This is a genomic window from Streptomyces sp. RGM 3693, from assembly GCF_050471125.1.
Lineage (GTDB): Bacteria > Actinomycetota > Actinomycetes > Streptomycetales > Streptomycetaceae > Streptomyces.
Genome location: NZ_JBMPPQ010000001.1, coordinates 1,810,537 through 1,834,073, shown reverse-complemented (window position 1 = coordinate 1,834,073; position 23,537 = coordinate 1,810,537). Strand labels below are relative to the sequence as shown.

At 73.3% G+C, this 23,537-nt stretch carries 20 protein-coding genes; 13 read left to right on the top strand and 7 right to left on the bottom strand.

From position 1 onward, the window contains the following. Nucleotides 1-142 precede the first annotated feature (142 nt). Nucleotides 143-997, top strand: a complete 855-nt coding sequence (fdhD, locus tag ACO0M4_RS07780; protein WP_430369011.1) for a formate dehydrogenase accessory sulfurtransferase FdhD — start codon at nucleotides 143-145, stop codon at nucleotides 995-997. A 23-nt stretch (nucleotides 998-1,020) separates the two neighbouring features. Here the strand turns inward: fdhD and ACO0M4_RS07775 are convergent, their stop codons facing one another. Beyond that, entirely contained in the window at nucleotides 1,021-1,470 is a 450-nt protein-coding gene (locus tag ACO0M4_RS07775; protein ID WP_430369010.1) for a MarR family winged helix-turn-helix transcriptional regulator, read from the bottom strand. 149 nt (nucleotides 1,471-1,619) lie between these two features. On the opposite strand from ACO0M4_RS07775, the gene ACO0M4_RS07770 reads away from it, so the two are divergent. Further along, entirely contained in the window at nucleotides 1,620-2,561 is a 942-nt protein-coding gene (locus ACO0M4_RS07770) for a quinone oxidoreductase family protein (protein ID WP_430369009.1), read from the top strand. A gap of 226 nt (nucleotides 2,562-2,787) precedes the next feature. Beyond that, nucleotides 2,788-4,725: an exo-alpha-sialidase gene (locus tag ACO0M4_RS07765; RefSeq protein ID WP_430369008.1), complete on the top strand. Its 1,938-nt coding sequence runs from the start codon at nucleotides 2,788-2,790 to the stop codon at nucleotides 4,723-4,725. On the opposite strand, the gene ACO0M4_RS07760 is transcribed toward ACO0M4_RS07765, so the two are convergent. Further along, on the bottom strand, nucleotides 4,611-5,753 hold the full coding sequence (locus ACO0M4_RS07760; RefSeq protein WP_430369007.1) for a bile acid:sodium symporter family protein: 1,143 nt from the start codon (nucleotides 5,751-5,753) through the stop codon (nucleotides 4,611-4,613). The two genes, ACO0M4_RS07765 and ACO0M4_RS07760, sit on opposite strands and share 115 nt — an antisense overlap. A gap of 154 nt (nucleotides 5,754-5,907) precedes the next feature. Here ACO0M4_RS07760 and ACO0M4_RS07755 point away from each other — a divergent pair, with 154 nt between their 5' ends. The 5 genes from ACO0M4_RS07755 to ACO0M4_RS07735 all read left to right on the top strand — a co-directional run bounded on the left by ACO0M4_RS07755 (nucleotide 5,908) and on the right by ACO0M4_RS07735 (nucleotide 11,808). Beyond that, nucleotides 5,908-6,771: a LysR substrate-binding domain-containing protein gene (locus tag ACO0M4_RS07755; RefSeq protein WP_430369006.1), complete on the top strand. Its 864-nt coding sequence runs from the start codon at nucleotides 5,908-5,910 to the stop codon at nucleotides 6,769-6,771. 438 nt (nucleotides 6,772-7,209) lie between these two features. Further along, complete coding sequence (locus tag ACO0M4_RS07750; RefSeq protein WP_430369005.1) at nucleotides 7,210-9,036, top strand: AMP-dependent synthetase/ligase; 1,827 nt, start codon at nucleotides 7,210-7,212, stop codon at nucleotides 9,034-9,036. A gap of 135 nt (nucleotides 9,037-9,171) precedes the next feature. Then, a complete protein-coding gene (locus ACO0M4_RS07745) occupies nucleotides 9,172-10,005 on the top strand; it encodes an aldo/keto reductase (protein WP_430369004.1) in 834 nt (277 codons plus the stop codon). Nucleotides 10,006-10,320: 315 nt separating this feature from the next. Continuing rightward, nucleotides 10,321-11,106, top strand: coding sequence for a VOC family protein (locus ACO0M4_RS07740; RefSeq protein WP_430369003.1), 786 nt, complete (start codon nucleotides 10,321-10,323; stop codon nucleotides 11,104-11,106). Between the two features lie 390 nt (nucleotides 11,107-11,496). After that, nucleotides 11,497-11,808 carry a hypothetical protein gene (locus ACO0M4_RS07735; protein WP_430369002.1) on the top strand — a complete coding sequence of 104 codons (312 nt, stop codon included), beginning with the start codon at nucleotides 11,497-11,499 and terminating at the stop codon, nucleotides 11,806-11,808. 21 nt (nucleotides 11,809-11,829) lie between these two features. Here ACO0M4_RS07735 and ACO0M4_RS07730 read toward each other — a convergent pair whose 3' ends face one another. Further along, entirely contained in the window at nucleotides 11,830-12,768 is a 939-nt protein-coding gene (locus tag ACO0M4_RS07730) for a class I SAM-dependent methyltransferase (RefSeq protein WP_430369001.1), read from the bottom strand. Between the two features lie 130 nt (nucleotides 12,769-12,898). Between ACO0M4_RS07730 and ACO0M4_RS07725 the strand changes: the two genes are divergently transcribed. Then, nucleotides 12,899-13,957, top strand: coding sequence for a DUF1266 domain-containing protein (locus ACO0M4_RS07725; RefSeq protein ID WP_430369000.1), 1,059 nt, complete (start codon nucleotides 12,899-12,901; stop codon nucleotides 13,955-13,957). A gap of 193 nt (nucleotides 13,958-14,150) precedes the next feature. Further along, the gene (locus ACO0M4_RS07720; protein WP_430368999.1) at nucleotides 14,151-15,071 is read left to right on the top strand and encodes a YihY/virulence factor BrkB family protein; all 921 of its coding nucleotides are present in this window, start codon (nucleotides 14,151-14,153) and stop codon (nucleotides 15,069-15,071) included. An 11-nt stretch (nucleotides 15,072-15,082) separates the two neighbouring features. On the opposite strand, the gene ACO0M4_RS07715 is transcribed toward ACO0M4_RS07720, so the two are convergent. After that, a complete protein-coding gene (locus ACO0M4_RS07715; RefSeq protein WP_430368998.1) occupies nucleotides 15,083-15,394 on the bottom strand; it encodes a 4a-hydroxytetrahydrobiopterin dehydratase in 312 nt (103 codons plus the stop codon). A gap of 191 nt (nucleotides 15,395-15,585) precedes the next feature. Between ACO0M4_RS07715 and ACO0M4_RS07710 the strand changes: the two genes are divergently transcribed. Continuing rightward, entirely contained in the window at nucleotides 15,586-16,398 is an 813-nt protein-coding gene (locus ACO0M4_RS07710; protein WP_430368997.1) for a helix-turn-helix domain-containing protein, read from the top strand. Between the two features lie 7 nt (nucleotides 16,399-16,405). Here ACO0M4_RS07710 and ACO0M4_RS07705 read toward each other — a convergent pair whose 3' ends face one another. The 3 genes from ACO0M4_RS07705 to ACO0M4_RS07695 all read right to left on the bottom strand — a co-directional run bounded on the left by ACO0M4_RS07705 (nucleotide 16,406) and on the right by ACO0M4_RS07695 (nucleotide 21,247). Next, nucleotides 16,406-16,807: a nuclear transport factor 2 family protein gene (locus ACO0M4_RS07705; RefSeq protein ID WP_430368996.1), complete on the bottom strand. Its 402-nt coding sequence runs from the start codon at nucleotides 16,805-16,807 to the stop codon at nucleotides 16,406-16,408. A gap of 300 nt (nucleotides 16,808-17,107) precedes the next feature. After that, complete coding sequence (locus ACO0M4_RS07700) at nucleotides 17,108-18,505, bottom strand: amino acid permease (protein ID WP_430368995.1); 1,398 nt, start codon at nucleotides 18,503-18,505, stop codon at nucleotides 17,108-17,110. Between the two features lie 615 nt (nucleotides 18,506-19,120). Next, nucleotides 19,121-21,247, bottom strand: coding sequence for a phage holin family protein (locus tag ACO0M4_RS07695; protein WP_430368994.1), 2,127 nt, complete (start codon nucleotides 21,245-21,247; stop codon nucleotides 19,121-19,123). 484 nt (nucleotides 21,248-21,731) lie between these two features. On the opposite strand from ACO0M4_RS07695, the gene ACO0M4_RS07690 reads away from it, so the two are divergent. Together ACO0M4_RS07690 and ACO0M4_RS07685 are read left to right on the top strand one after the other, a co-directional pair. Then, a complete protein-coding gene (locus ACO0M4_RS07690) occupies nucleotides 21,732-22,586 on the top strand; it encodes an MBL fold metallo-hydrolase (RefSeq protein ID WP_430368993.1) in 855 nt (284 codons plus the stop codon). Nucleotides 22,587-22,738: 152 nt separating this feature from the next. Further along, the gene (locus ACO0M4_RS07685; protein ID WP_430371292.1) at nucleotides 22,739-23,398 is read left to right on the top strand and encodes a DedA family protein; all 660 of its coding nucleotides are present in this window, start codon (nucleotides 22,739-22,741) and stop codon (nucleotides 23,396-23,398) included. Nucleotides 23,399-23,537 lie beyond the last annotated feature (139 nt).

Below are 23,537 nucleotides of genomic sequence, written 5' to 3'. Positions count from 1 at the left end.
CTGAGCGCGCCCGCTCCTCCACAGACCGCCGCGGTGATCTGCCGGACGGTCCGCACCGGCGGTGCCGGGTGAACGCCCGTACCGGACAATGGACATCGGCGAGTGCGGCCACCACCGCAGACAGGACCGGGGCTGATCAGACATGGGACGGGTCACCGAGCGACGCCGCGTCATCCGGATCCGCGACGGTGCGGTGAGCAGTCGGCCGGACACCCTGGTCGCCGAGGAGCCGATGGAGATCAGGCTGAACGGCAAGCCACTGGCGATCACCATGCGGACCCCCGGTGACGACTTCGCGCTGGCCGCGGGTTTTCTGGTCAGCGAGGGCGTCCTGGCCCGCGCGGACGAGCTGGCGACCATCGTGTACTGCGCGGGGGCGACAGCGGACGGCTCCAACACCTACAACGTCGTCGACGTCCGGCTGGCCGAGGGGGTCAGCGTCCCGGACCTCACCCTGGAGCGGAACGTCTACACGACGTCGTCCTGCGGGCTGTGCGGCAAGGCCAGCCTGGACGCGGTGCGGACCACCGCCCGCTGGACGCTGGACACCGCCCCGGAGCCCACGCTCCGGATAGACCCGGAGACCCTGGCGGCCCTGCCCGACCGGCTGCGGGGCGCCCAGCAGGTCTTCGACCGGACCGGCGGCCTGCACGCGGCGGCGCTCTTCACGGCGGACGGCGAACTGCTCGACGTCTGCGAGGACGTGGGGCGGCACAACGCGGTGGACAAGATCGTCGGGCGAGCGCTCCAGGACGGTCGGCTGCCGCTGTCGTCGGGTGTGTTGATGGTCTCCGGACGAGCCTCGTTCGAGCTGGCACAGAAGGCCGTGATGGCCGGCATACCGGTGCTGGCCGCGGTCTCCGCACCGTCCTCGCTGGCCGTCGACCTCGCCGTCGAGACGGGGCTGACGCTGGTCGGCTTCCTGCGCGGGAGGTCGATGAACGTCTACGCGGGCGCGCACCGGTTGGTGCTGGACGCGGCGGCCACCGCGGGCTGAGGCCGCCCGGCGCGCGCTCCGACTCACTCCCCCGGCGCCACGATCCGGGTCAGCAGGGCGACCAGCTGCGCGCGCTCCTCGTCGTCGAGCGCGGCGGTCAGCTCGGCGTTGGCCTCGTCGCCGAGCCGTTGGGTGCGGCGCAGGCGCCGCTCCCCCTCCGCCGAGATCTCGATGGCGTTCTTCCGCCGGTCCTTGGGGTCGGGGGTGCGCGTGACCAGCCCGTCCTTCTGGAGGTCGTTGACGATCGCGACGATGTCCTTGGGGTCGATGCCGACGGTTCGGCCGAGCTCCGCCTGGGAGACGGGGCCGAGTTCGGCGACCGCGGCGAGCACGGCGTGGTGCATCATCCGCATGCCCTCGGTGGCGAGCGCCTCGGCGACGAGCCGGTGTCCGCGGGCGGCGGCGCGGCCCAGCAGCCAGCTGGGGAGGGCGCGGATCGGTCTGGGGGCGTAGGGGGCGGGGGTGTCGGCCATGGGGGCACCGTACCCAGAAATCCATGGGTTCCACCAACGTAGGGATTACCAACGAAAAACCATTGGCAGCCCCAATGGTTTCTGTTTATCGTTGGGGCACCCAATGAAACCGGCCGCCGTGCGGTCCGTTCCCCCGGAGGTGACGGCCCGTGCGCCGTGTCCGATTCCATGCCTACGGCGGCCCCGAAGTCCTGCGCCTGGAGGAGGCCGAGGACCCGACCGCCGGCCCCGGCGAACTCCTCGTCCGTACCGAGGCGATCGGCGTCACCCTGCCGTCGGTGCGCCGGGTGCGCGGTGACGGCAGGGGCGGCGGCGATCCGCTGCCCGGCGTCATCGGTGGCGAGATCGCGGGCGAGGTCATCGCGCTGGGTCCGGACGTCACCGGCTTCGCGGTCGGCGACCGGGTCACCTCGCTCACCTTCACCGGCTCCTACGGCGAACTCGCCCTCGCCCCCGCCGTCCTGGCCAGCCGCATCCCCGACGGCGCGAGCGCGGTGCGGGCGGTGGCACTGGTACGCAGCGGTCACGTCGCGCTGGCCGCGCTCAGCACCGCCGCACCGTCCGGCACCGAGTCCGTGCTGATCACCGGCGCGGCCAGCGGCACCGGGCACCTCGCCGTCCAACTGGCGAAGCTCCAGGGCGTACCGCGGGTGGTGGCCGCGGTCAGCTCACCGGCCAAGGCGGAGTTCCTGTACGGGCTGGGCGCCGACGAGGTGGTCACCTACGACCAGGAGTCCTGGGGCGAGCCGGTCGACATCGTGCTGGACGGGGTGGGCGGGGAGCTGCTGCCGCGCGCGCTGGCCGCCCTCGCGCCCGGCGGGCGGCTGATCTTCTTCAACTCCGGTGGCGGCACGGTCCCCGCGCATGAGCTGCTGGCCGGCGCGAAGACCATCACCGGGCTGACCATGCGACGCTTCGCCACCGTCCACCGGGAGCGGTACGAGCAGCACCGGGCGCAGCTGTGGGAGCTGGCCGGGGCCGGCCGGCTGCGGACCGTGGTCCATGCCGAACTGCCGCTGGCCGACGCCGCGCAGGCGCACGAGATCATCGAGGCGCGGGCCAACCTCGGGAAGGTGGTGCTGCGGCCGTGATGCGCCAAGGGTGCGGCCCGGTCGCACCCGGTCGCCCCACCGGCCCCAGGTGGCGCACACGGCGCAGCGCCCCCGGCCCGGGAGAGTGAATTCCGGGCCGGGCACGGAGAACCGACGCAGGCTCCTTGTCGCACCCCCCGCACGGCAGTAGCTTCCGTCCCATCTGCACATAGGACGTTGGATGTCCTGATGACCCGACCCGATGCCTCGAAGGGCAGGCCGGACCATGACGTCAGATCTCCGCGCGCACCCCCGCCCCCGCCGCAGACCCCGGCGCCGCCGCGCCCCGGCAGCCGCCGCCGCGCTGACCGCCACCGCACTCGCCGCCCTGGCGACCGCCCCCGCCCGGGCCGCCACTGACGCCCCTTCAGGCGGCTTCGACCAGCAGGTCCTCTTCAAAGCGGCCTACGAGAAGGGCTACTTCTGCTTCCGTATACCCGCCATCGTGCGGACCGTCCGGGGCACCCTCCTCGCCTTCGCCGAGGGCCGGGTACACGACTGCGGGGACGCCGGCGACATCGACCTCGTCGTCAAGCGCTCCACCGACGGCGGCCGGACCTGGGGACCCCTCCAGGTCGTCAACCACGGCAACGGGGACACCCACGGCAACCCGGCGCCCCTCGTCGACCGCCGCACCGGCCGGATCGTCCTCGCCGAGACCTACAACAAGGGCCGCGCCGACGGCCTCAGTTGTGACGTCCCCTGCGACCGCACCCCGCACCTCCAATACAGCGACGACGACGGCGCCACCTGGTCAGCGCCCCGCGACCTGACCCGCAGCCTCCGCCCCCGGCAGTGGAACTCCTGGTACGCCACCGGCCCCGTGCACGGCATCCAGCTCACCCACGGGCGGCATGCGGGACGCCTGGTCTTCGGCGTCAATGCCGAGAGCTACGCGGGCAACCGGATCACCGCCAACCACGCCGCCCTCGTCCACAGCGACGACGGCGGCACCACCTGGAAGGTGGGCGCGCTGGACAGCTGGCCGCTCGCACAGGACGGCACCTTCCGCCAGAAGCCGTCCGAGATGACGCTCCTGGAACGCGCCGACGGCTCGATCTACGTCAACGGCCGCGAACAGGACGGCACCGACCTCGGCAACCGCACCGCCGCGGTCAGCCGGGACGGCGGGGACTCCTTCACCGCCCCGTTCCGCGCGATCCCCGACCTCTACGCCCCGATGGTGCAGGCGTCGGCGCTGCGCCTGCCGCGCTCGTCCGGCGCCGGCGGCCGCAGCCGCACCCTGCTCGCCGCCCCCGCCGACCCCGACCGCCGCCGCACCATGACCATCCGCTCCTCCTACGACGAGGGCCGCACCTGGGAGGGCGTGGACCGGGGCGCCAAGGTAACCGCCGACTGGTCCGGCTACTCCGACCTGGTCGCCGTCTCCCCCACCGTCACCGGTCTGCTCTACGAGGGCGGTGCAGCCGACGCCCGGGAGGAGATCCGCTTCGCCCGCTTCACCGAGCAGTGGCTCGGCCCGCGCCGCGGCCCGGACCCGACCACCCCCGACCTGGCCCGCGGCGCCCGGCCGGCCCTGGTCCTCGGTGGCGCCCGGCTCACCGACGGCCCCTTCGGCCGCGCGCTCTCCTTCGACGGCACCGACGACGCCGTGCGCCTCCCCTACCGCGACTCGCTCCCGCTGGGCAGCCGGGACTTCACCTGCACCCTGTGGTTCCGCTACCGCGCCACCACCGGCGAACAACCGCTGCTGTGGATGGGCGGGGTGGGCAGCCGCTCCCCACAGGTCGCGGTCGAGGGCGACCCCGCGCACGGCCGGATCACCGCGCACCTCACGGCCGTGGCCGGCGCCCGGCCGCCGGCCACCGCCCAGGTCGCCACCGGCAGCGCCGACAACGACGGGAACTGGCACCACGTGGCATTGCGCCGCACCGGCGGCCGGCTGCTGCTGACCGTCGACGGCACCGCGACCGCCACCACCGCCGACGTCCCCGGATCGGTCAGCAGCACCTCGGTGTTCGGCGTGCACCTGGGCCAGCGGCCGGACGGCCGGGCCCAGTTCACCGGTGCGCTGGCCCAGGTCCGCGTCTACCGCCGGGCCCTGACCGACGCCGAACTCTCCCGCGTGCGCGCCGGCAACGCCTCGGTGGCCGGCCCGCTGGTGCTCGGGCTCCCGCTGGACCGGGTGGACGGCGGCCGCTGACCGGACCGGTCGGGTCCGGAGCCACCGGGCCCGGCCACCGGCTGCCCGTCGGCGTCCAGCTGCGCCGCGTACCGCTTGGCGAGCACCGCACACACCATCAGCTGCATCTGGTGGAACAGCATCAGCGGCAGCACCGCCAGCCCCGCCTGGGCGCCGAAGAGGACGCTGGCCATCGGAAGACCGGCGGCCAGGCTCTTCTTGGAGCCGGCGAAGGTGATCGCGATCCGGTCGGCGCGCGGGAATCCCAGCTTCTTCGAGCCGTACGAGGTGGCCGTCAGCATGACCGCCAGCAGCGCCGCCTCCACGCCCAGCAGGCACAGCAACCGCAGCGGGGAGACCTGGTGCCAGATGCCCTGCACCATGCCGGCGCTGAACGCGGCGTAGACGACCAGCAGGATCGAGCCGCGGTCGACGTACCCGAGGACCTTCTTGTACCGGGTGAGGAACCCGCTGACCCAGCGCCGCAACAACTGCCCCGCGAGGAACGGGAGCAGCAGCTGGCAGACGATCGACACCAGGGAGTGCACGGAGAAGCCGCCGCCGTTGCCGGGCAGCACCAGTCCCGCCAGCAGCGGGGTGATGACGATCCCGACGATGCTGGAGAACGAGCCGGCGCAGATCGCCGCCGCCACGTTGCCGCGGGCGATGGAGGTGAAGGCGATGGAGGACTGGACCGTCGACGGCACCAGGCACAGGAACAGCAGGCCGGTGTACAGGGCGGGCGGGAGCACCAGGGGAACCAGGCCGCGGGCGGCCAGGCCGAGCACCGGGAAGACCAGGAACGTACAGGCCAGAGTGGTCAGATGGAGGCGCCAGTGGCGCAGCCCGTCCATCGCCTCCTGGGTGGAGAGCCTGGCCCCGTAGAGGAAGAACAGCAGGGCGACGGCCCCGGTGGAGGCGCCGTCGGCGACGGTGGCGGCGGCGCCGCGGGCCGGCAGCAGGGCGGCCAGCCCGACCGTGCCGAGCAACGCGAGGAGGTAACCGTCCAAGGGGAGCCAGGAGGGCAGGCGGAACACAGGGCGGCGCATGGTCTCTCTTCGGGTTCGACGGCTCACGGACGGTGGCATGGACGGTGCCCTCTCCAGACTGCCGGGCCGAACGGCAATCGGGAACCCCTCTTACTGTGGTGACTGCCATCATGAAGTGCGATAGCCCGCGACCTCACGTGAGGAGGTGTCGTCCGTGTTCGAGCCCGCGCAGCTGCGCACCTTCCTGGCCGTGGCGCAGACGCTGAGTTTCACCCAGGCCGCGCACCGGCTGGGGCTGCGCCAGTCCACGGTGAGCCAGCACGTGCGGAAGCTGGAGGAGGCCGCCGGGCGGCGGTTGTTCGCGCGGGACACCCATGCCGTGGAGCTCACCGAGGACGGCGAGGCGATGCTCGGCTTCGCGCGCACCATCCTGGAGGCCAACGAGCGGGCGGCGAGCTTCTTCGCCGGGACCCGGCTGCGCGGGCGGCTGCGCTTCGGCGCGTCCGAGGACTTCGTGCTGACGCGGATGCCGGAGGTGCTGGAGGGGTTCCGGCGGGACCACCCCGAGGTGGACCTGGAACTGACCGTGGAACTGTCCGGCACCCTGCACGAGTTGCTGGCGGCGGGTCGGCTGGATCTCGTCCTGGCCAAGCGGCGGCCGGAGGGTCGGCAGGGGCGGCTGGTGTGGCGGGACCGGCTGGTGTGGGTGGGGGGTGAGCGGCTGCGGCTGGATCCGCAGCGGCCGGTTCCGCTGGTCGTTTTCCCGCCACCCGCGGTGACCCGGGCGCGGGCCCTGGAAGCGCTGGAGCGGCAGGGCCGGGAATGGCGGATCGCCTGCACCAGCGGAAGCCTGAACGGGCTGATCGCGGCGACCCGGGCGGGGCTGGGCGTGATGGCGCACACGCGCGGGATGATCCCGCCGGGCCTGGTGCGGATACCGTCCCGGGCCGGGCTGCCGGAGCTGGGCGGGGTGGATTTCGTGCTGCTGCACGCGGAGCGGGCGGGGGCGGCGCGCGGCCCGGCGGAGGCGCTGGCCGAGGCGATCCTGGCGGGCGGCGATCGGCTGCACCTCCCGTAGGCGCCCCGGCCCGCGGGCCGGTCCGGAGGCTCATGGCCGATGCGGAGGCTCGTGGTCGAGTCCTGGGCGGAATCCGCCGTACCGCGTGGGTCCGTCGCACCCCTCTGGGCGGCGTCGGCGGGTCTCCCGGAGACGGCCGGGGATCTCCCGGGATCTCCCGGGAACCTCCCGCGGATCGTTGCAGTGCCTCGGGATATCCCTCCGACGTGCTCTGACGTGGTGACAGATGCAGAGATTCGGTGCAGATCCGGTCCCGGCACGGTGTTCGTCCGGCCACGCATCGACTGGGTAATGTCCGCGGTTACCCCAAGTAACCCGATTTCCCGGCCTGGCCGGTTCCGGTTGCCCCGGCGCCGCGGCGTGGTACCGCACTCCCACCCGCCGTCCCCGTGGGGTACGGTCGCGGCCTTGTGAGAAGCACCACGAGGAGCTGGGTCATTGCGCGAGTTCACCGTGCCCCCTTTGGCGACCGCGCCCCGGGTCGGCGGGCTGGCCGACTCGGTGTACGACAACGCGGAATCCGACCCCGGACGGACCGCGCTGGCACGTAAGGACGCCGCCGGGCAGTGGCAGAACGTCACCGCCGGGCAGTTCCGCGACGAGGTCACCGGGCTCGCCAAGGGCCTCCTCGCCCAGGGCGTCCGGTTCGGCGACCGGGTCGGCATCATGTCCCGCACCCGCTACGAGTGGACGCTCTTCGACTACGCGCTGTGGTCGATCGGCGCCCAGTCCGTCCCGCTGTACCCCACGTCGTCGGCGGAGCAGGTCTTCTGGATGCTGCACAACGCCGAGGTGTCGGCCTGCCTGGTGGAGCACGAGGACCACGCGATGACCGTCGGCTCGGTCATCGGCAGGCTCCCCCAGCTGCGGAAGCTGTGGCAGCTGGACGCCGACCCGGTGGCCGAACTGACCGCGGCCGGCGCGCACATCGACGACGAGGTGGTGCGGCGGCACCGGATGGCGGTCACCCCGGAAGCCGTCGCGACGATCATCTACACCTCGGGCACCACCGGCCGCCCCAAGGGCTGCGTGATCACCCACGCCAACTTCATGGCCGAGGCCGACAACATCGTGCTCCGGTACGACAAGGTCTTCCGCTCCAAGCCCGGCGACGAGGCGGCGACCCTGCTCTTCCTGCCGCTGGCGCACGTCTTCGGCCGGATGGTGCAGGTCGCGGCGGTCCGCGGCCGGGTCAAGCTCGGCCACCAGCCGGAACTCTCCGCCCGTGCGCTCCTCCCGGACCTCCAGGCGTTCCGCCCCACCTTCATCCTGGCGGTGCCGTACATCTTCGAGAAGGTGTTCGCCGCGGCCCGGCGGCGGGCGGAGACCGAGGGCAAGGCCGGCCCGTTCGACAAGGCGGTCGAGGTCGCGGTCCGCCATGCGGAGGCGATGGAGCACAAGGCGTTCGGCACCGCCTCCGGCCCCAGCGCCGCGCTGCGGTTGCAGCACCAGGTGTTCGACAAGCTGGTCTACAGCAAGGTCCGCGAAGCGATGGGCGGCCGGGTGCGGCACGCCATGTCCGGCGGCTCGGCCATGGAACGCCGGCTGGGCCTGTTCTTCGCCGGCGCCGGCGTGCGGATCTTCGAGGGCTACGGCCTGACCGAGAGCACCGCGGCGGCCACCGCGAACCCGCCGGAGCGGACCCGCTTCGGCACCGTCGGCACGCCGGTCCCCGGCACCACCATCCACATTGCCGAGGACGGCGAGATCTGGCTCTACGGTGGCCAGATCTTCCAGGGCTACCACAACAACGCCAAGGCCACCGATGCGGTGCTGCACGACGGCTGGTTCGCCACCGGGGACCTCGGTTCGGTGGACGAGGACGGCTATCTGACGATCACCGGCCGGAAGAAGGAAATCCTGGTCACCTCGGGTGGCAAGTCGGTCTCGCCGGTGCCGCTGGAGGAACGGGTGCGGGCGCATCCGCTGGTCGCCCAGTGCATCGTCGTCGGCAACGACCGGCCGTTCATCTCGGCGCTGGTCACCCTGGACCCGGAGGCGATCGCCCACTGGCTGGCGATGCGCGGCAAGCCGGAGATGCCGCCGCACGACCTGGTGCGCGACCCCGATCTGGAGACCGAGATCCGGCGCGCCGTGGTCGCCGCGAACACGCTGGTCTCGCAGGCCGAGTCGATCCGCACGTTCCGGATACTGGCCAACCAGTTCTCCGAGGAGCACGGCCTGCTGACCCCCTCGCTCAAGCTCAAGCGCAAGGCGATCGAGACGGCTTACGCGGCGGAGGTGGACGCGCTGTACCGGGGGTGAGCCGACACCCGAAGGGAGCGCCGGTCGGGCGCGCGGGTGAACCAGCGGGTTCGTCGGCGTGCGCGGGAATGTCCGGGGACGGATGATCGTTGTCCTCCCAGAACACGAAAGCCGACGTAAAGGATCGAATCCCCCGTGAGCACGGTTCCGTCCATCACGCTCAACAACGACGTCACGATGCCCCAGCTCGGTTTCGGTGTCTGGCAGATCCCCGACGACGAGGCGTTCGCCGCCATCGGCCACGCCCTTGAGGCCGGATACCGCAGCATCGACACCGCGGCGATCTACGGCAACGAAGAAGGCACCGGCAAGGCCCTCGCCGCCTCCGACATCCCGCGCGAGGAACTCTTCGTCACCACCAAGCTCTGGAATTCCGAGCAGGGCTACGACTCCACCCTGCGCGCGTTCGACGCCTCGCTCGCCAAGCTCGGGCTGGAGTACGTCGACCTGTACCTCATCCACTGGCCGCTGCCCTCCCGCGACACCTACGTCGACACGTACAAGGCGTTCGAGAAGATCTACGCGGACGGCCGCGCCAAGGCCATCGGCGTCTCCAACTTCCTCCCCGCCCACCTGGAGCGGCTGCTCGGCGAGACGTCCATCGTCCCGGCGGTCAACCAGATCGAGCTGCACCCGCAGCTCCAGCAGGCCGAGTCCCGCGCCGTCCACGCCCGGCACGGCATCGCGACCGAAGCCTGGTCGCCGCTGGGCCAGGGCAGGGGTCTGCTGGAGGACGCGGCGATCGCCAAGATCGCCGCGAAGCACGGCAGGACCCCGGCCCAGGTGGTCCTGCGCTGGCACCTCCAGCTCGGCAATGTGGTCATCCCCAAGTCCGCCACCCCGTCGCGGATCCGGGAGAACTTCGACGTCTTCGGCTTCGAGCTGGACGACGCCGACCTGGCGGCGCTGGCCGGCCTGGACTCCGGCACCCGCCTCGGCCCCGACCCGGCCTCGTTCGACGTGGCCTGAGGCTCGATCGCGGCGCGGCCCGGGGCGCCTCCCCCGGGTGTCCGGCCCGGGGCCTGGCCCGGTGTCGCGTGCGTGGTGCGGTGTGGCGCCGTCCGTCCCGTCGGGGGCGGGCGGCGCGCCGCCGTATGCCCGGGGCGGCCCAGGTGGCCGGGCGGTGGCCGGCATGCCGGCCCGACGGAGCGGGGGCCGGGACCCGGCCCCCGAGTGGCGGGGTCGGCGGGTGGCGGCAAATGTGGAAAGGGGCGGCCACAGCGGAACCGGCCGCCGGGGGCGGCTGCCGCTGGGCAGCTACCACTCCGCTCCGAGGAGGCACCGATGCCCGACGTCACCACTCCCTACGCACCCGGGACGCCCTGCTGGATCGATCTCGCGGCCCCCGACCAGAAGGCCGCCATCGACTTCTACTCCGGCCTCCTCGGCTGGACCGGGGAGATCGGCCCTCCGGAGACCGGCGGTTATGCGGTCTGCCAGCTGAACGGGAAGCCCGTGGCCGGCATCATGGCCGCGGTCGCGATGGGCGACCAACCCGCCCCGCCGACCGTCTGGACCACCTATCTGACCAGCGCCGACGCGGAGGCCAGCCAGCGTTCGGTGGCGTCCGCCGGCGGCACCGTGCTGATGCCCGTCATGGACGTGATGTCCCTCGGCCGGATGTTCATCGCCGCCGACCCGACCGGGGCGGTCTTCGGCGTCTGGCAGCCGCTGGACTTCCCCGGCGCCGGGGTCGTCAACGAGACCGGCGCGCTGATCTGGAACGAGCTCAGCACCACCGACCGGTCCGCCGCTTCCGCCTTCTACCGCGCGGCCTTCGGCATCGAATCCACCGCGATGGAGGGCGCCGCGCACTACTACGCGCTCCAGGTGGACGGCCGTCCCGTGGGCGGCATGCAGCCGATGCCGGAGCACCTGCCGGCCGATACGCCCTCGCACTGGCTGACGTACTTCGCGGTGGCGGACACCGATGCGGCGGTCGCCAAGGTCACCGCGGCCGGCGGCAGCGCGATCATGGAACCGTTCGACATGATCGCCGGCCGGATGGCCGTGGTGACCGACCCGCAGGGCGCGGTCTTCGCGATGATCCACCCGAAGCCGATGGAGTGAGGCGGCGGGACGGCCGTCCCGCCGGCGGGGCGACCCTCTCGCCGGCGGGGCGGCAACGGTCGCCCGGTCTTCTTCGCCGCCTTCGTCGTCGTCTTCGCCGTCGCCTTCGGTGTGTGATGTCGATTCGGCGTTGTGCAGGCGGCTGAGCCGGTGCGGCAACTGGGCTGTGGCTGGCCGTAGTTGAGGGTGCGTCAGGCGGTTTCGGGGCCGCCGCCGGGTCGGGTTCGGTGATCTCGCGGACACTCGGGGGCGGTCGGCATACCATCCGGGCAGACGCGCTCATGCGTTCGCACGTTCGGATTCCGGGGCGTTCGCCCGTCGGGGGCGTCCGAGCGGCGGTACGAGGCGTCCCGTGGTGTGCGCGGACGCGGAAGCTGGGGGGAGTTGGCGATGTCGGGGCGGACCAAGCGGTGGATGGTTGCCGTATGGGCGGTGCTGGTGGTGGCCGGGGGTGTGGGGACGCTGATGTTCACCGAGCCGGCGGGCGGCCGGGGCGAGGGGGCGCGGGTGAAGCCGTCACCCGCCGCGTGGCCGCACGGCGGCGGCCCGGGCTCGCCGTCCCGCCGTCACTGCCCGCCCACACCGTCGCCGACTCCGACGCCCACGCCCACACCGGCACCGCCACCGACCGCCGGCACGGTGACCTTCCCGTCGCCGACGCTGGTGGTGGAGGTCTGCTCATACGCCACCAAGCACGGCTGACCGGGCGGCTGACTGCCGGCGCTACGGCTCCTGCGCGCGGGCGGTGTGCACGGTCTGCGCGGAGAGCAGGAAGACGTCCGGGCGGCGGGTGATGCCGGCGGGGTCGTGGGGGTCGGTGAGTCGGGTGAGGGTGCTCAGGTCGTCGGGGTCCAGTTGGTCGCCGTAGTGCTCGGTGGCGCGGCTGAGATTGGCCTGGATGTAGTGCCGGACGTCGTCGGCGAGCGGCGCCGGCAGGTCCAGCAGGAAGCTGCGGGTGCGCGGCGTGCGCAGGCCGGCGTTGGCCAGGAAGGCGGGCCAGTCCTCCAGGGTGTCGGTGGCGTCGGGCAGGGCGGCGCGCATGTCGGTGAACCACTCCTCGGCGGCCGCGTCCAGCCGGGCCTGGAGTCCCGGGCGGCCGATGCCGATGTCGCGCGGCAGGAACCGCGGGGCGAGGCCGCCTTCGCAGACCGCGAGCAGGCCGCCGGGCCGTAGGTGCCCGGCGAGGGCGGCCACCGCGCCGCGCTGGTCCCCGATGTGGTGCAGCGCCTTGCTCGACCAGATGACGTCGGCGCCGCCGAGCGAGTCGAGGCCCTGCGGGACCTCGGCGCAGTGGGTGTGGATCCGGTCGGCCAGCCCGAGCCGCCCGGCGCGGGCCCGGGCCCGGGCCAGCAGGGCCTCGGTGGCGTCCACCACGCACACCTCGGCGTCCGGGAAGGCCCGGGCCAGCAGGCAGCTGACGACGCCGGGGCCGCTGCCGACGTCCAGGATGCGGCGGACGGTCACCGTGCCGGCCGGGCCACCGTCGGGGCCGTCGGGGGCGAGCAGTGCGCGGAGCCAGGCGGCGGCCTGCTCGTAGAGCGGCGTCTGGATCGCGGCGCCCCGTTCGAGGTGCGGGCCGAGCACCGCCCAGTCGATGGCGCCGCCGTCCTGGTCGGCGGCGCGGTGCAGGTACCCGGGCACGGGGTGGTCGTGACTGCTCATGGCATCGAGCCTCCGATACGGGGTGGGCTCCGGCAAGCGGCCGGGCGGTCCGGCGGCCCGGCCGCGGCCCCTGGTTCCGGCCGGGGGCGGGGTCACCGTAGGGTCTTGGCCTGTGGGTACTCCGGGATGGATGCCGCCGACGGAGACCGAGCGGCGGCTTTACGAGGCAACGGCACGTAGGGACGAGGACGGACAGGTCGCGGCGATCGCCGGTGAGGATCTGTATCTGGCGGTGCCGCAGCAGGGGCAGGAACCACTGCCCGTCTACGACGATCCGGTGACGGGCGGTAAGTGCATTCCCGTGCTGACGCGCGGCATGCTGCCGCCCTGGGAGCCGCAGCGGTTTTTCGACCGGGTCTCGGTCGAGGAGCTGGCCCAGGACTGGCCCAACGACAAGTGGCGGCTGGCGATCAATCCGGGCACCCCGTTCGCCTCGTACCTGGTGGCGACGCCCGCCCACCGCGCCGGCTGGCTGCGGATGCGGGCGCAGGTGGGGGTGCGGCCGGGCGGACTGCTGGTCACCCACTACGGAGGGCCGCTGCACGGTCCGGTGGCGCAGGGACTGGCCTGCGGGGCGCCGCTCGCGGTGCACCACAGCGTGCCCTGGAACGAGTTGGGGACGGCGTTCCTGGATTACTCGACGGATGCGGAGACGTTGCGCGCGCAGTGGTCGGTGGTCGATCCGGTGAGCTGGCAGCAGCGGTTCGACCAGTTGCTCGGCGGGCAGTTCGTGCCGGCGGAGATCGAGGCGGCGCTGCGCGCCCGCGCCGGGAAGTCCGGTACGGGGTCCGCCGGGGACGCACCGGCCGACGGTGGTGTGGCGCCCGCGGTCCCGGAGCTGGTGGACCGGTACGAGGAGCGGTTCCGGACGGACGGGCTGCTGCCGGCCGAGGGCCGGGTGGGGTCGCTGGCCGCGCTGGACCTGGCGCACGCGGTGGGTCTGGTCCGCTGGGGCCTGGGCGCGCAGCTGTGCGCGCCGCCGCAGGCCGAGCAGGCGGTGACGCGGGTGGCGGGCCGGGCCGCGGAGGTCTACGGCTCGTGGGAGGAGTTCGCCGCGGGCTACGCGCTGGGGCGGGCGCTGGCGTTCGACAACGGCTGGTTCGGGCCGGCGTACGCGGAGGCGGCGCACCTCCACCGGGTGCTGACGCAGGATCCGGCGTCCCCGTGGCAGGCCCTGCCGTTCGGCTGACGTGGCCGCGGGCGGTGCCCGCCGGGCGACCGGGCGGCCCTCGCCTCGCTGGCGGCCGCCGCGCCGGGGCATGATGCAGGACCGGGGACCGGGACGATGCCGGACCAGTAGGGCACAGAGGACGGATGCGACATGGGCGGGAGCGGTATGGCGGGGGTCGGGCGGCGGCGGGCCGGGGCGGCGGAGGTCCGGCATGGGGGCTGAGGCCGCACCGTCCACGGCCCCGGTGCGGACCGGGCCTCAGCGACCGGCCGGCCGGTCGCGCTGGCGGCGGTACCGCACGGCGCTGCGCCGGACGCCGCTATCCGTCTGGCACGACGACGTAACGGACTACGCGGCGAGCCTGACGTACTACTCGGTGCTGGCGCTGCTGCCGTCGGCGATCCTCACCGTCTCGCTGATCGGGCTGGCCGATCCGGCCGGTACCGAGCAGTTGATCAACCGGCTCAGCTCGATCGCGCCGGCCGAGTCGGGGGTGACGGTCCGGCACGCCCTGGTGGTGATGGCGCACCAGCGCACCGCTGCCTGGGTGGTGGTGGGCGGTGCGGCGGTCAGTGCGCTGTGGTCGTCGTGCAGTTATCTGGCGGTGTTCCGGCGGGCGCTGCACGCGATGCACCGGACGAAGGACGACCGGCCGCCGTGGCGGAAGGCGCCGCGGATCATCGTGACCGCGCTGCTGCTGATGGCGCTGCTGATCTGCAGTGCGGTGGCGCTGCTGGTCAGTGGTCCGGTCGCGACCGCGCTGGGCCAGGCGCTGGGGTTCGGCGAGGTGGGCGAGACGCTGTGGAACGTGCTCCAGTGGCCGCTGTTGTTGGTGTTGGCGACCGTGCTGGCGATGGTGCTGTTCCGGTCCGGGCCGCCGCATTCCCGCGGCGTGCGGCGGGCCGGGCCTGGCGGGGTGCTGGCGGTGTTGCTGTGGCTGGTGTCGTCGGCGGGCTTCGCGTTCTACGCGTCGTACGTCGGCACCTTCAACCGGTTGTACGGGTCGCTGGCCGGGCCGGTGGTGTTCCTGATCTGGCTGTGGTTCTCCAACCTGTCGCTGCTGTCCGGTGCGCAGTTCAACGTGGAGTTGGCGCGGGCCGGGCGGGTCGTCAGACCGCGCCGTCCGAGCTGACTGCGGGCCGGTCAGCGGGCGCCGTGGCCCGCGGCGATCTCCTCGATGCGGCGGGCCAGGCCGAAGTCGAGGTGGGTGATCCGGCCGCCGATGCTGTGGGTGTTGACCGCGACGGTGAGCTGGTTGTAGCCGAGGGTCAGGTCGGCGTGGTGGCCCAACTCCTCCTGGATCTGAGCGATGTGGATGACCATCGCGGCGGCCTGGAAGTGCCGGTCGAAGCGGTAGCTGCGGTTGAGCCGCTCGCTGTCGACCGTCCAGCCGGGGAGATCGATGAGGCGGTCCTCGATCTCCGCGTCGTCGAGTGGTTCCACCTGCGCGTTCATGACGCCTCCCGCCGTGTGCCGGTCACCGCCGCTGGGGTTGCGGCAGTTCCAGCCTGGCATGCCGGGGGCGGTTCCGCGTCCGGCCACCAGGGACCGGTGGGGCGGCCGGTGCGCCGCGGGCCGTTGCGTCCGGCCGCCGAACGGCAAAGTTACCGCAGGTAACGCCTGGCAGGTCGGCTACCGTCGCCCTCATGACGACTGCCACGGCGTCCGCGCCGGAAACCACGGGTGTGGGCACCCTGTTGCGGGAATGGCGCGACCGGCTCCGGATCAGCCAGCTGGAACTGGCACTGCGCGCCGACTCCTCGGCCCGCCACATCAGCTTCATCGAGACCGGCCGCTCCCGCCCGAGCCAGGAGATGGTGCTGCGGCTGGCCGAACACCTCGACGTACCGGTCCGCGAACGCAACGCCCTGCTGATCGCGGCCGGTTACGCCCCCGCGTTCCCGGAGACCCCGCTGGACGACCCGTCGATGTCCGCGCTCCGGGCCGGCATGGAGCGACTGCTGGCCGGCTACGACCCGTACCCCGCCTTGGTGGTCGACGGGATGTATCACGTGCAGGCGACCAACCAGGGCATCGGCGTGCTGCTGGACGGCGTCGATCCGGAACTGCTCCGGCCGCCGGTCAACGCCCTGCGGCTCACCCTCCACCCGCGCGGCATGGCCCCCCGCATCCGCAACTTCCTGGAGTGGCGGGAGCATCTCTTCGCCCAACTGGACCGGCAGTTGGCGCTGATGAGGTCGGCGCCGCTGCGCGCGCTGCACGACGAGCTCCGCTCCTACCCGCTGCCGGACGGCGGGCGGGAGCCCGCGGCCGCGGGCGAACATCCGCCGTTCGCCCTGCCGCTGGTGATCGAGCACCGCGGCACGGTGCTGTCCTTCCTCTCCACCATCGCCACCTTCAACACACCGATGGACGTGACCGTTTCGGAGCTGGCGCTGGAGGCGTTCCTGCCCGCCGACCCCGAAACGGCCGCGCATCTGCGCGAAGTGGCCGGGTAGGGGCGCTTCAGGCCGCCGGTACGCGGTCCAGGAAGCCGAGCACCGACGCGATCCGGCCGTCCTCGGCCAGCCGCACCACGTCGAACCCGGCGACCGGCGCCGCCCCGTCCGGCCCGACCAGCTCCCAGCCGAACCGCGCGATGTCGTGGTGCCCGTCCACCGCGCCCAGCGGCCGGAACACGAAGCCCGGGAACTGCTGGTGCGCCCCGGCGATCAACGCCGCGAGCCCGCCCTGGCCGGCGACGTCGGCCAGCGGGTCGGTGTAGGTGGCCTCCTCGGTGAAGGCCGCGGCGACGGCCTTGTCCCGCGCGCCCTCCTCGGTGGCGTTCCACGCCGCCAGGTACCGCTCGACGGCGGCCGCGTGGTCGATGGTCCGCTCGGGGGCGCCCTGCTGCACGTTCTGCGACATCTCGAACTCCTGGTGGTATCCGTCGGGTATCCGGTGCGGATCCGGCGCACATCTGGTACGCAGCCGGTACGTAGCCGGTACGTAGCCGGCGCGAATCCGTTGGCAGCCGGTTGGTATCCGGTTGACACACAGCTGACGGGGTGTCAGCACCGGTTCACGGGCCGGAGTGCGCCGGTCCGTGAACCGATGCCTCGACTCTGCCGGAGCGGCGGGCGCGGGTCGATTACGCGCAAGGTAATGCCCCTGATCGCAGCGGTGCGGCCAGGGGCAGTACGGTCCGGGCGGGGCCGGTCGGGGCGGCTAGCTCGCCGCGGCGGCGGCGCTCACGGCCGGGTCCACCGGGGCGGTCTCGGACGCCTCCGCCACCGGCTCCTCGGAAGCGTTGTCGGACGCTTCCGCCCGGCGTTGGCGGTCCACCGAGCGGCGGGCCGCCATCAGCGCGTACACCAGGATCCCGGCGAAGAGGAACAGCACGCCCTGGTAGATCGCCGCGTAGCCGGCGCCGGCCACCAGCCAGAAGGTGAAGCCGAAGGCGATCAGCGCGAGGGCCAGGTCACGGGCGAAGCGGCCGGGACGGACCCGGTCGCGGCGGCCGGTGAGCAGGAAGTAGATCTGAGCGCCGGCGGCGAGGAGGTAGGGAACGGTGGCCGAGAAGGTGGTGATCAGCACCAGGATCTCGAAGACGCCGCCGCTGCCGATGAAGTAGTTGATCACGGTGAGGGCGGTGGCCAGCACGGCGGCGGCGAGCACACCGAAGGTCGGCACCCCACGCCGCTTGGTGAGGAAGGCGGCCGGGAAGAGACCGTCCTTGGCGGCGGCGTACGGGGACTGGGCGCTCATCAGCGTCCAGCCGTTGAGCGCGCCGACGATGGAGATCACGGCGGCGGCCGCGATGACCGTACCGCCCCAGTGACCGCCGAACATCGCGTCCACGGCGTCGGAGAACGGCGCCTTGGAGTTGACCAGCTTGTCGTGGGGGACGGTGCCGAAGACCGACACGGTGCCCAGGAGGTACACGACGGCGGCGCCGATGGTACCCAGGACGGTGGCCCGGCCGACGTTGCGCTCGGGGTCGCGGACCTCGCCGGCGCTCATCGCGGCCGACTCCACGCCCACGTAGCTGTAGAGGAGGATCGCGGCCGCCGCGGACAGCCCGCCGATGGTGCTGCCGCCGCCCTCGTGGAAAGCCCCGAGCTTGTGCGGGTCGAAGAAGAACAGTCCGACGACCGCGATGAACAGCAGCGGCACGAACTTCAGGACCGTGGAGACCAGCTGGACCGCGCCGACGTACCGGGTGCCCGCAAGATTGGCGAGGGCCGGCAGCCACAGCGCGCCCAGCGCCACCATCAGGTCGACGCCCCGGGATGCGTGGCCGGGCAGGAGCACATGGACGTAGCCGGCGGCGGCCACCGCCAGCGCGGCGTTGCTGACCCAGGTCATCGTCCAGTACGACCAGGCGGAGAGGAACCCGGCGAAGTCGCCGAACGCCTCGCGGGCGTAGACGTAGGGCCCGCCGGTGTCCGGGTGGCGCTGGGCGAGCCGCCCGAAGACCAGGGCGAGCGAGATCGCCCCGAGGGTGAGGACGCCGAAGGCGACCAGGCTGATGGTGCCGAACGGGGCCACCGAGGCCGGCAGCAGGAAGATGCCGCCGCCGATGATGTTGCCCATCACCAGGGCGGTAGCGGTCATCAAGTTCATCCGGAACGGACGCTTTGATGAATCGTGCAGGTCAGAGGCGGCAGGGGTGGCCTCTGCGGTGGGATCGCGGTGCATGGTGTGTGACGCGTCTCTCATCGTGCTGGCTCGCCGGGGTGCCGGCTGGGCCTATCGTCACCGGCGGCGCGCACCGCTCAAAATCGCCGCGAATCGTCCTGTCAGGCCCGCTGGCCGGGCGAATATCTTCGGTGGCGGCGCGTGACTGCCGGACGGACGGTGGCCGAGCCGGCAAGCGGCCCTCGGGCCCACTGCGGGCCCACTGCGGGCCCACTGCGGGCCCACGAGCGTCATCCTGACGGCCGCCGGTCGCCGCTCCCCCAGCCGCCGGCGGTGGCGACGTACAACGATGCGGCGGACGGTCCGGGTGAGGTCCTTCACCGGGATGCGCCGAGCGCGGCCGGACCGGGGCGGCAGGAGTGCGGGGGCCTCGTGTCCGGGCCGTCGGACGACGACCGGTTGCGGGACGGACGGTCCGTGGGACGGACGGTAGGTGGGACGGGCGGCCCGTAGGACAGACGGCCCGTGGGACGGACGGCAGGTGGGACGGACGGCAGGTGGGACGGACGGCCCGTAGGACAGACAGCCCGTAGGACGTGGCTACGGTGCGCAGGCGCCCTCGGGTGGGCCGGCCTTGCGTCGCAGGTCGTTCGGCTCCGGTTCGGGTGGCCGGTGCGGCTCCTCGACCACCGCGCCGACGGGCAGTTGCGGGCCGTCCGCCTCCCGCAGCCAGCGGCGCAGCACCTGATGGACCTGCTCGGCGCCGGTCAGCGGCGCCCCGTCGGGGACCGGCGGGGTCAGCTCCGCGGGCCAGAGGAGGAAGGGCCGGCTCTGCGGGCCGCCCAGTCCGCCGTGCGAACCGATCTGTTCCTCGAAGGCGTGCACCGAGCCGGTCGCCGGATCACAGGCAGAGTTGATCATGAGGTCGGCGACGTGCGGGAACCGATCGGTGCGGCGGACCGCGTCGACCGCACCGGGCCCGAAGGGCGCCAGCGGGTCGGCACCGATGACCCGCCCGGTGTCGAGGTGGTGCTCACCGCCGTCCGGGCCCAGCGCCACCGCGCCGTGCACGGACGACCGGACGAGGACGAAGCCGATGCCCGGGTGGCCGGCGAGGGTGCCCAGCAACGCCGGGTGACGGCGGTCCAACTCCTCGCGGGTGATCCGGTCGGGGACGTCCGGGAAGGACACCAGGCCGAGGTTGCCGGAGGCCAGCACGACCGGGTGCGCACCGCGCCGGTCCCCGTCCGCCGCACCCTCGGGCCGGCCCAGCGCCGCCCGCGCGGCCTCCCGGGCCTCCGCGCCGCTGGGGGTGCGCCCGGCCCGCCGGCGGACCGGCAGTCCGCACCCGGCGCGGACCAGGTCGCCCAGGGTCAGCCCGTAGCGGTCCCGGAAGGTCGCGCCGGGGCTCTGGCCGTGGTCGGAGAGCAGCACGATGCGGTACGGCCGGGGCGCGTGCCGGGCCGCCTCGGCGATCAGCGCGATGCACCGGTCGAGTCGGCGCAGTACCTGGTGGGTGTCGCGGTGCGTGGGCCCCGAGTGGTGGGCCACCTCGTCGTAGGCGACCAGGTCGGCGTAGACCGCCGTGCGGCCGGCCAGCATGTCGCCGACGACGGCCGCTACCACCACGTCACGCTCGACGACGGTCGCGAAGGCCCGGATGACCGGATAGAGGCCGCCCCGCTTGACCCGCGGGCGCTCGCGGCGGCAGCGGCCGCGCAGCGCCTGGCCGATCTCCCGGAGGACCTCGGCGACGAACGAGACCGCGGTCCGGGTGGCGTTGGCCGGGTCGGAGAAGTACGCGAAGTAGCCGGCCCGGGAGCGGTTGGACCGGCCGCGCCGGGCGGCCACCGACATGACCAGGGCGACCTGGTCGGCGCCGCCGCTGAAGAGGTTGCCGCGGCTGGCGCCGTCGTACGCGAGCAACCCCTCGTCGCCGGTGCGGGCGACGGCCCGGCGCTGGAGTTCGGCGGCGCTGCTGGGCCGGTTGCTGACGACGAGGTCGCCGGTCTCCTTCTCGTACCAGCGGAAGGCGGGCAGGTCCTCGTTGCTGCCGTGCAGGATGGCGAGTTGGCTGGCGCCGGTCTGGCTGGACCAGTCGGTGTGCCACGGGGTGAGCCGGTGGCTGGTGTCGATCCAGCGGGCGACGTGCGCCATCAGCGGCCGCTCGCCTCGGGTCGCCGCCCGCAGGACATCGTGGCCGACGCCGTCGATCTGGAGGAAGACCGTCCCGGGCGTGGCCGGTCCGCGGTCCGCGCCGACCCGCCTCCCGCGCCGGCCGGCCAGTCGCACCAGCCGGCGCCGGTACGCCTCGTCGTTGCGCACCGCAAGGAAGGTGGAGGTCGCCGACGACGCCGCGGACATCACCGCCGCGACGATCACCGCGGTCTCCGGCGTGGTCTGCCCCCGCCCCTCCGGAATCACATCCAGCGCGACCAGCAGCAACGAACCGTTGAGGAAGAACACCAACAACCCGAGCACCAGCGCCGGCACCAACAGCAGCGCGCGTACCAGCAGCGGCCACACCAGGGCACTGAGCAGACCGAACGCGCCGGCGCCGAGCACCGCGGTGAACGCGGTGCGGGTGAGGCTGTCACCACCGGCGGCCTGGAGCCGGAAGTCGGGCAGCACCACGGCCAGGGCGAGCAGGGTCAGACTGGAGACCACCCAGACGGCCAGCACCCTCAGGAGGGCGCCGCCGAGGGCCTTCCACCGCGCGGTCCGCACGCCGTCCCGTCCTCCGCACTCCGGCCCGCCGCACCGGCCGGGCAGGCATTCCGGCCAAGGGTGTCATCAAAGCGGCCGGGTGTCATAAAGCGGGCGGGGGTCATGGCGCGGGCGGCGGGGTGCGGGCATTGCCGGGGGGCAGTGCGCGGTGGGGGTGCCGCGGGGAGGGGACGGCGAGCGGGTGGTGGCCCCGGCACCTGTTTCCCGAGCGATGAGGGAGGATCGGTGAGGAGTCATGAGGACCTGTGCGGACCGGTGAGGCCCATGTGGACCGGTGAGCACAGTGAGGACCGGTAGACCGGTGGACATCATTGAGGACCGGTAGCGAACGGTAAGGACTGGCGAGGACTGCTACGGACCGGTAAGGACCGGCAAGCACCGGTAAGGACCGAAGCGGGAACAGCGGCCGCGGGCACGGAGCGGCTGCAGACACATCGGACGTCGGGGCGGCAAGCGGCCGACCCGGCCGGGAGGTGGGCGGAGCGTGTCGGTGGAGGTCACCTGGTGGGGACATGCCACGGTGACGGTCGAGGACTCCGGTGTACGGGTGCTGACCGACCCGCTGTTCGTGGCCCGGCTCGCCCACCTGCGGCGCCGGCGGGGCGCGCTGCCGCCGCCCGAGGCGGCCCGCGCCGACGCGGTCCTGATCTCCCACCTGCACGCCGACCACCTGCACCCGGCCTCGCTGGCCCGGCTCGCCCCCGGCACCCGGCTGGTCGTGCCGCACGGCGCGCCGGCCGTCGTACCGGGACTGCGTCGGGTGGCGGCGGCCAGGGGCCTGCCGCTGATCGAACTGCTGCCGGGCGAGGAGTGCCGCATCGGCCCGGCCCCGGCGCCCCCGACCGCGGGCCCGAGCACCACCTCCGTAGGCCCTGACGGCACGACCGCCCCCCGCGCCCTGACCATCCGCGCGGTGCACGCCGCGCACGACGGCCGCCGGCTCCCTTACGGGCCGCACCGCGTCCCCGCCCTCGGCTACGTCATCCACGGCACGGTCCGCACCTACTTCGCCGGGGACACCGGGCTGTTCCCGGAACTACCGGAGGAGGTCGGACCGTGCGAGGTGGCGCTGCTGCCGGTGGGCGGCTGGGGACCGTTCCTCGGGCACGGCCATCTGGACGCCCGGCGGGCCGCGGTGGCCGCCGCCCGGCTGGCACCGTGCAGCGCCGTGCCGGTGCACTACGGCACGTACTGGCCGATCGGGCTGGACGCCGTGCGGCCGCACGAGTTCCACGCGCCGGGCCAGGAGTTCGAGCGACAGGCCGCGCTGGTCGCGCCGGAGGTCACGGTGCACCGGCTCGGGCACGGCGAGTCGGTACGTCCGAGGATCACCCGATGACGCCCACCGGAAGCGCACTGGCCGCCGCGACACTCGCCGGCACGACACTGACCGGGACCACACCGGCCGGGACCACACTGGCCGGCACGACACTGAGCAGCACGATCCTGACCAGCACGACGCTGACCAGCACGACGCTGACCGGCACGACGCTGGCTGACGACCTCCACCAGGTGCTCACCCATGTCCCGCCGGAAGCGACCCAGCAGGCGGTGGGCTACCCGTCGCTGTTCCTCCTCGTGGTGCTGGGCTCGCTGGTGCCCGTCGTCCCCACCGGCGCGGTGGTCAGCTCGGCCGCGGTGGTCGCCTTCCACCACAGTTCGCCGCTCGCCCTGCTGTTCGTCTTCGTCGTCGCGTCGTGCGCCGCGTTCCTCGGGGACCTGGGTCTGTACTGGCTCGGGCGGCGCGGCGTCCGCTCCCGCAACGGTTCGCGCTGGCTGGCCCGGCTACGGGCCCGCGCCGCACCGGAACACCTGACGCAGGCCCAACACCGGCTGCGGGAGCACGGCGTGCTGGTGCTGGTGCTCTCCCGCCTGGTCCCGGCCGGCCGGATCCCTATCATGCTGGCCTGTCTGCTCGCCTCGATGCCGCCCCGGCGCTTCGCCCGCGGCGACCTCCCGGCCTGCCTGGCCTGGGCGGCGACGTACCAGCTGATCGGCCTGCTGGGCGGCACCCTCTTCCCGGAACCCTGGCAGGGTGTGGCCGCCGCGATCGGCCTCACGGTGCTGTTCGGCGCCGCACCGGCCGCGTGGCGCCGCCTCCGCCCGACACCGGCGGACAGCGAGGGCCGGACAGCGGAAGAGGACGGCTGACGCGGGGGCGGGGGGAGAGAACGTGGGGTGAGGGGCGAACGGGACGTCGGGGCCGGTCATCGGGAACGTCGGGGCGGGCTGGCCGCCGAGCCACCGCCTCACCAGGAGCCGCCGTGAGCTGAACCGCGAGAGCCCTCAG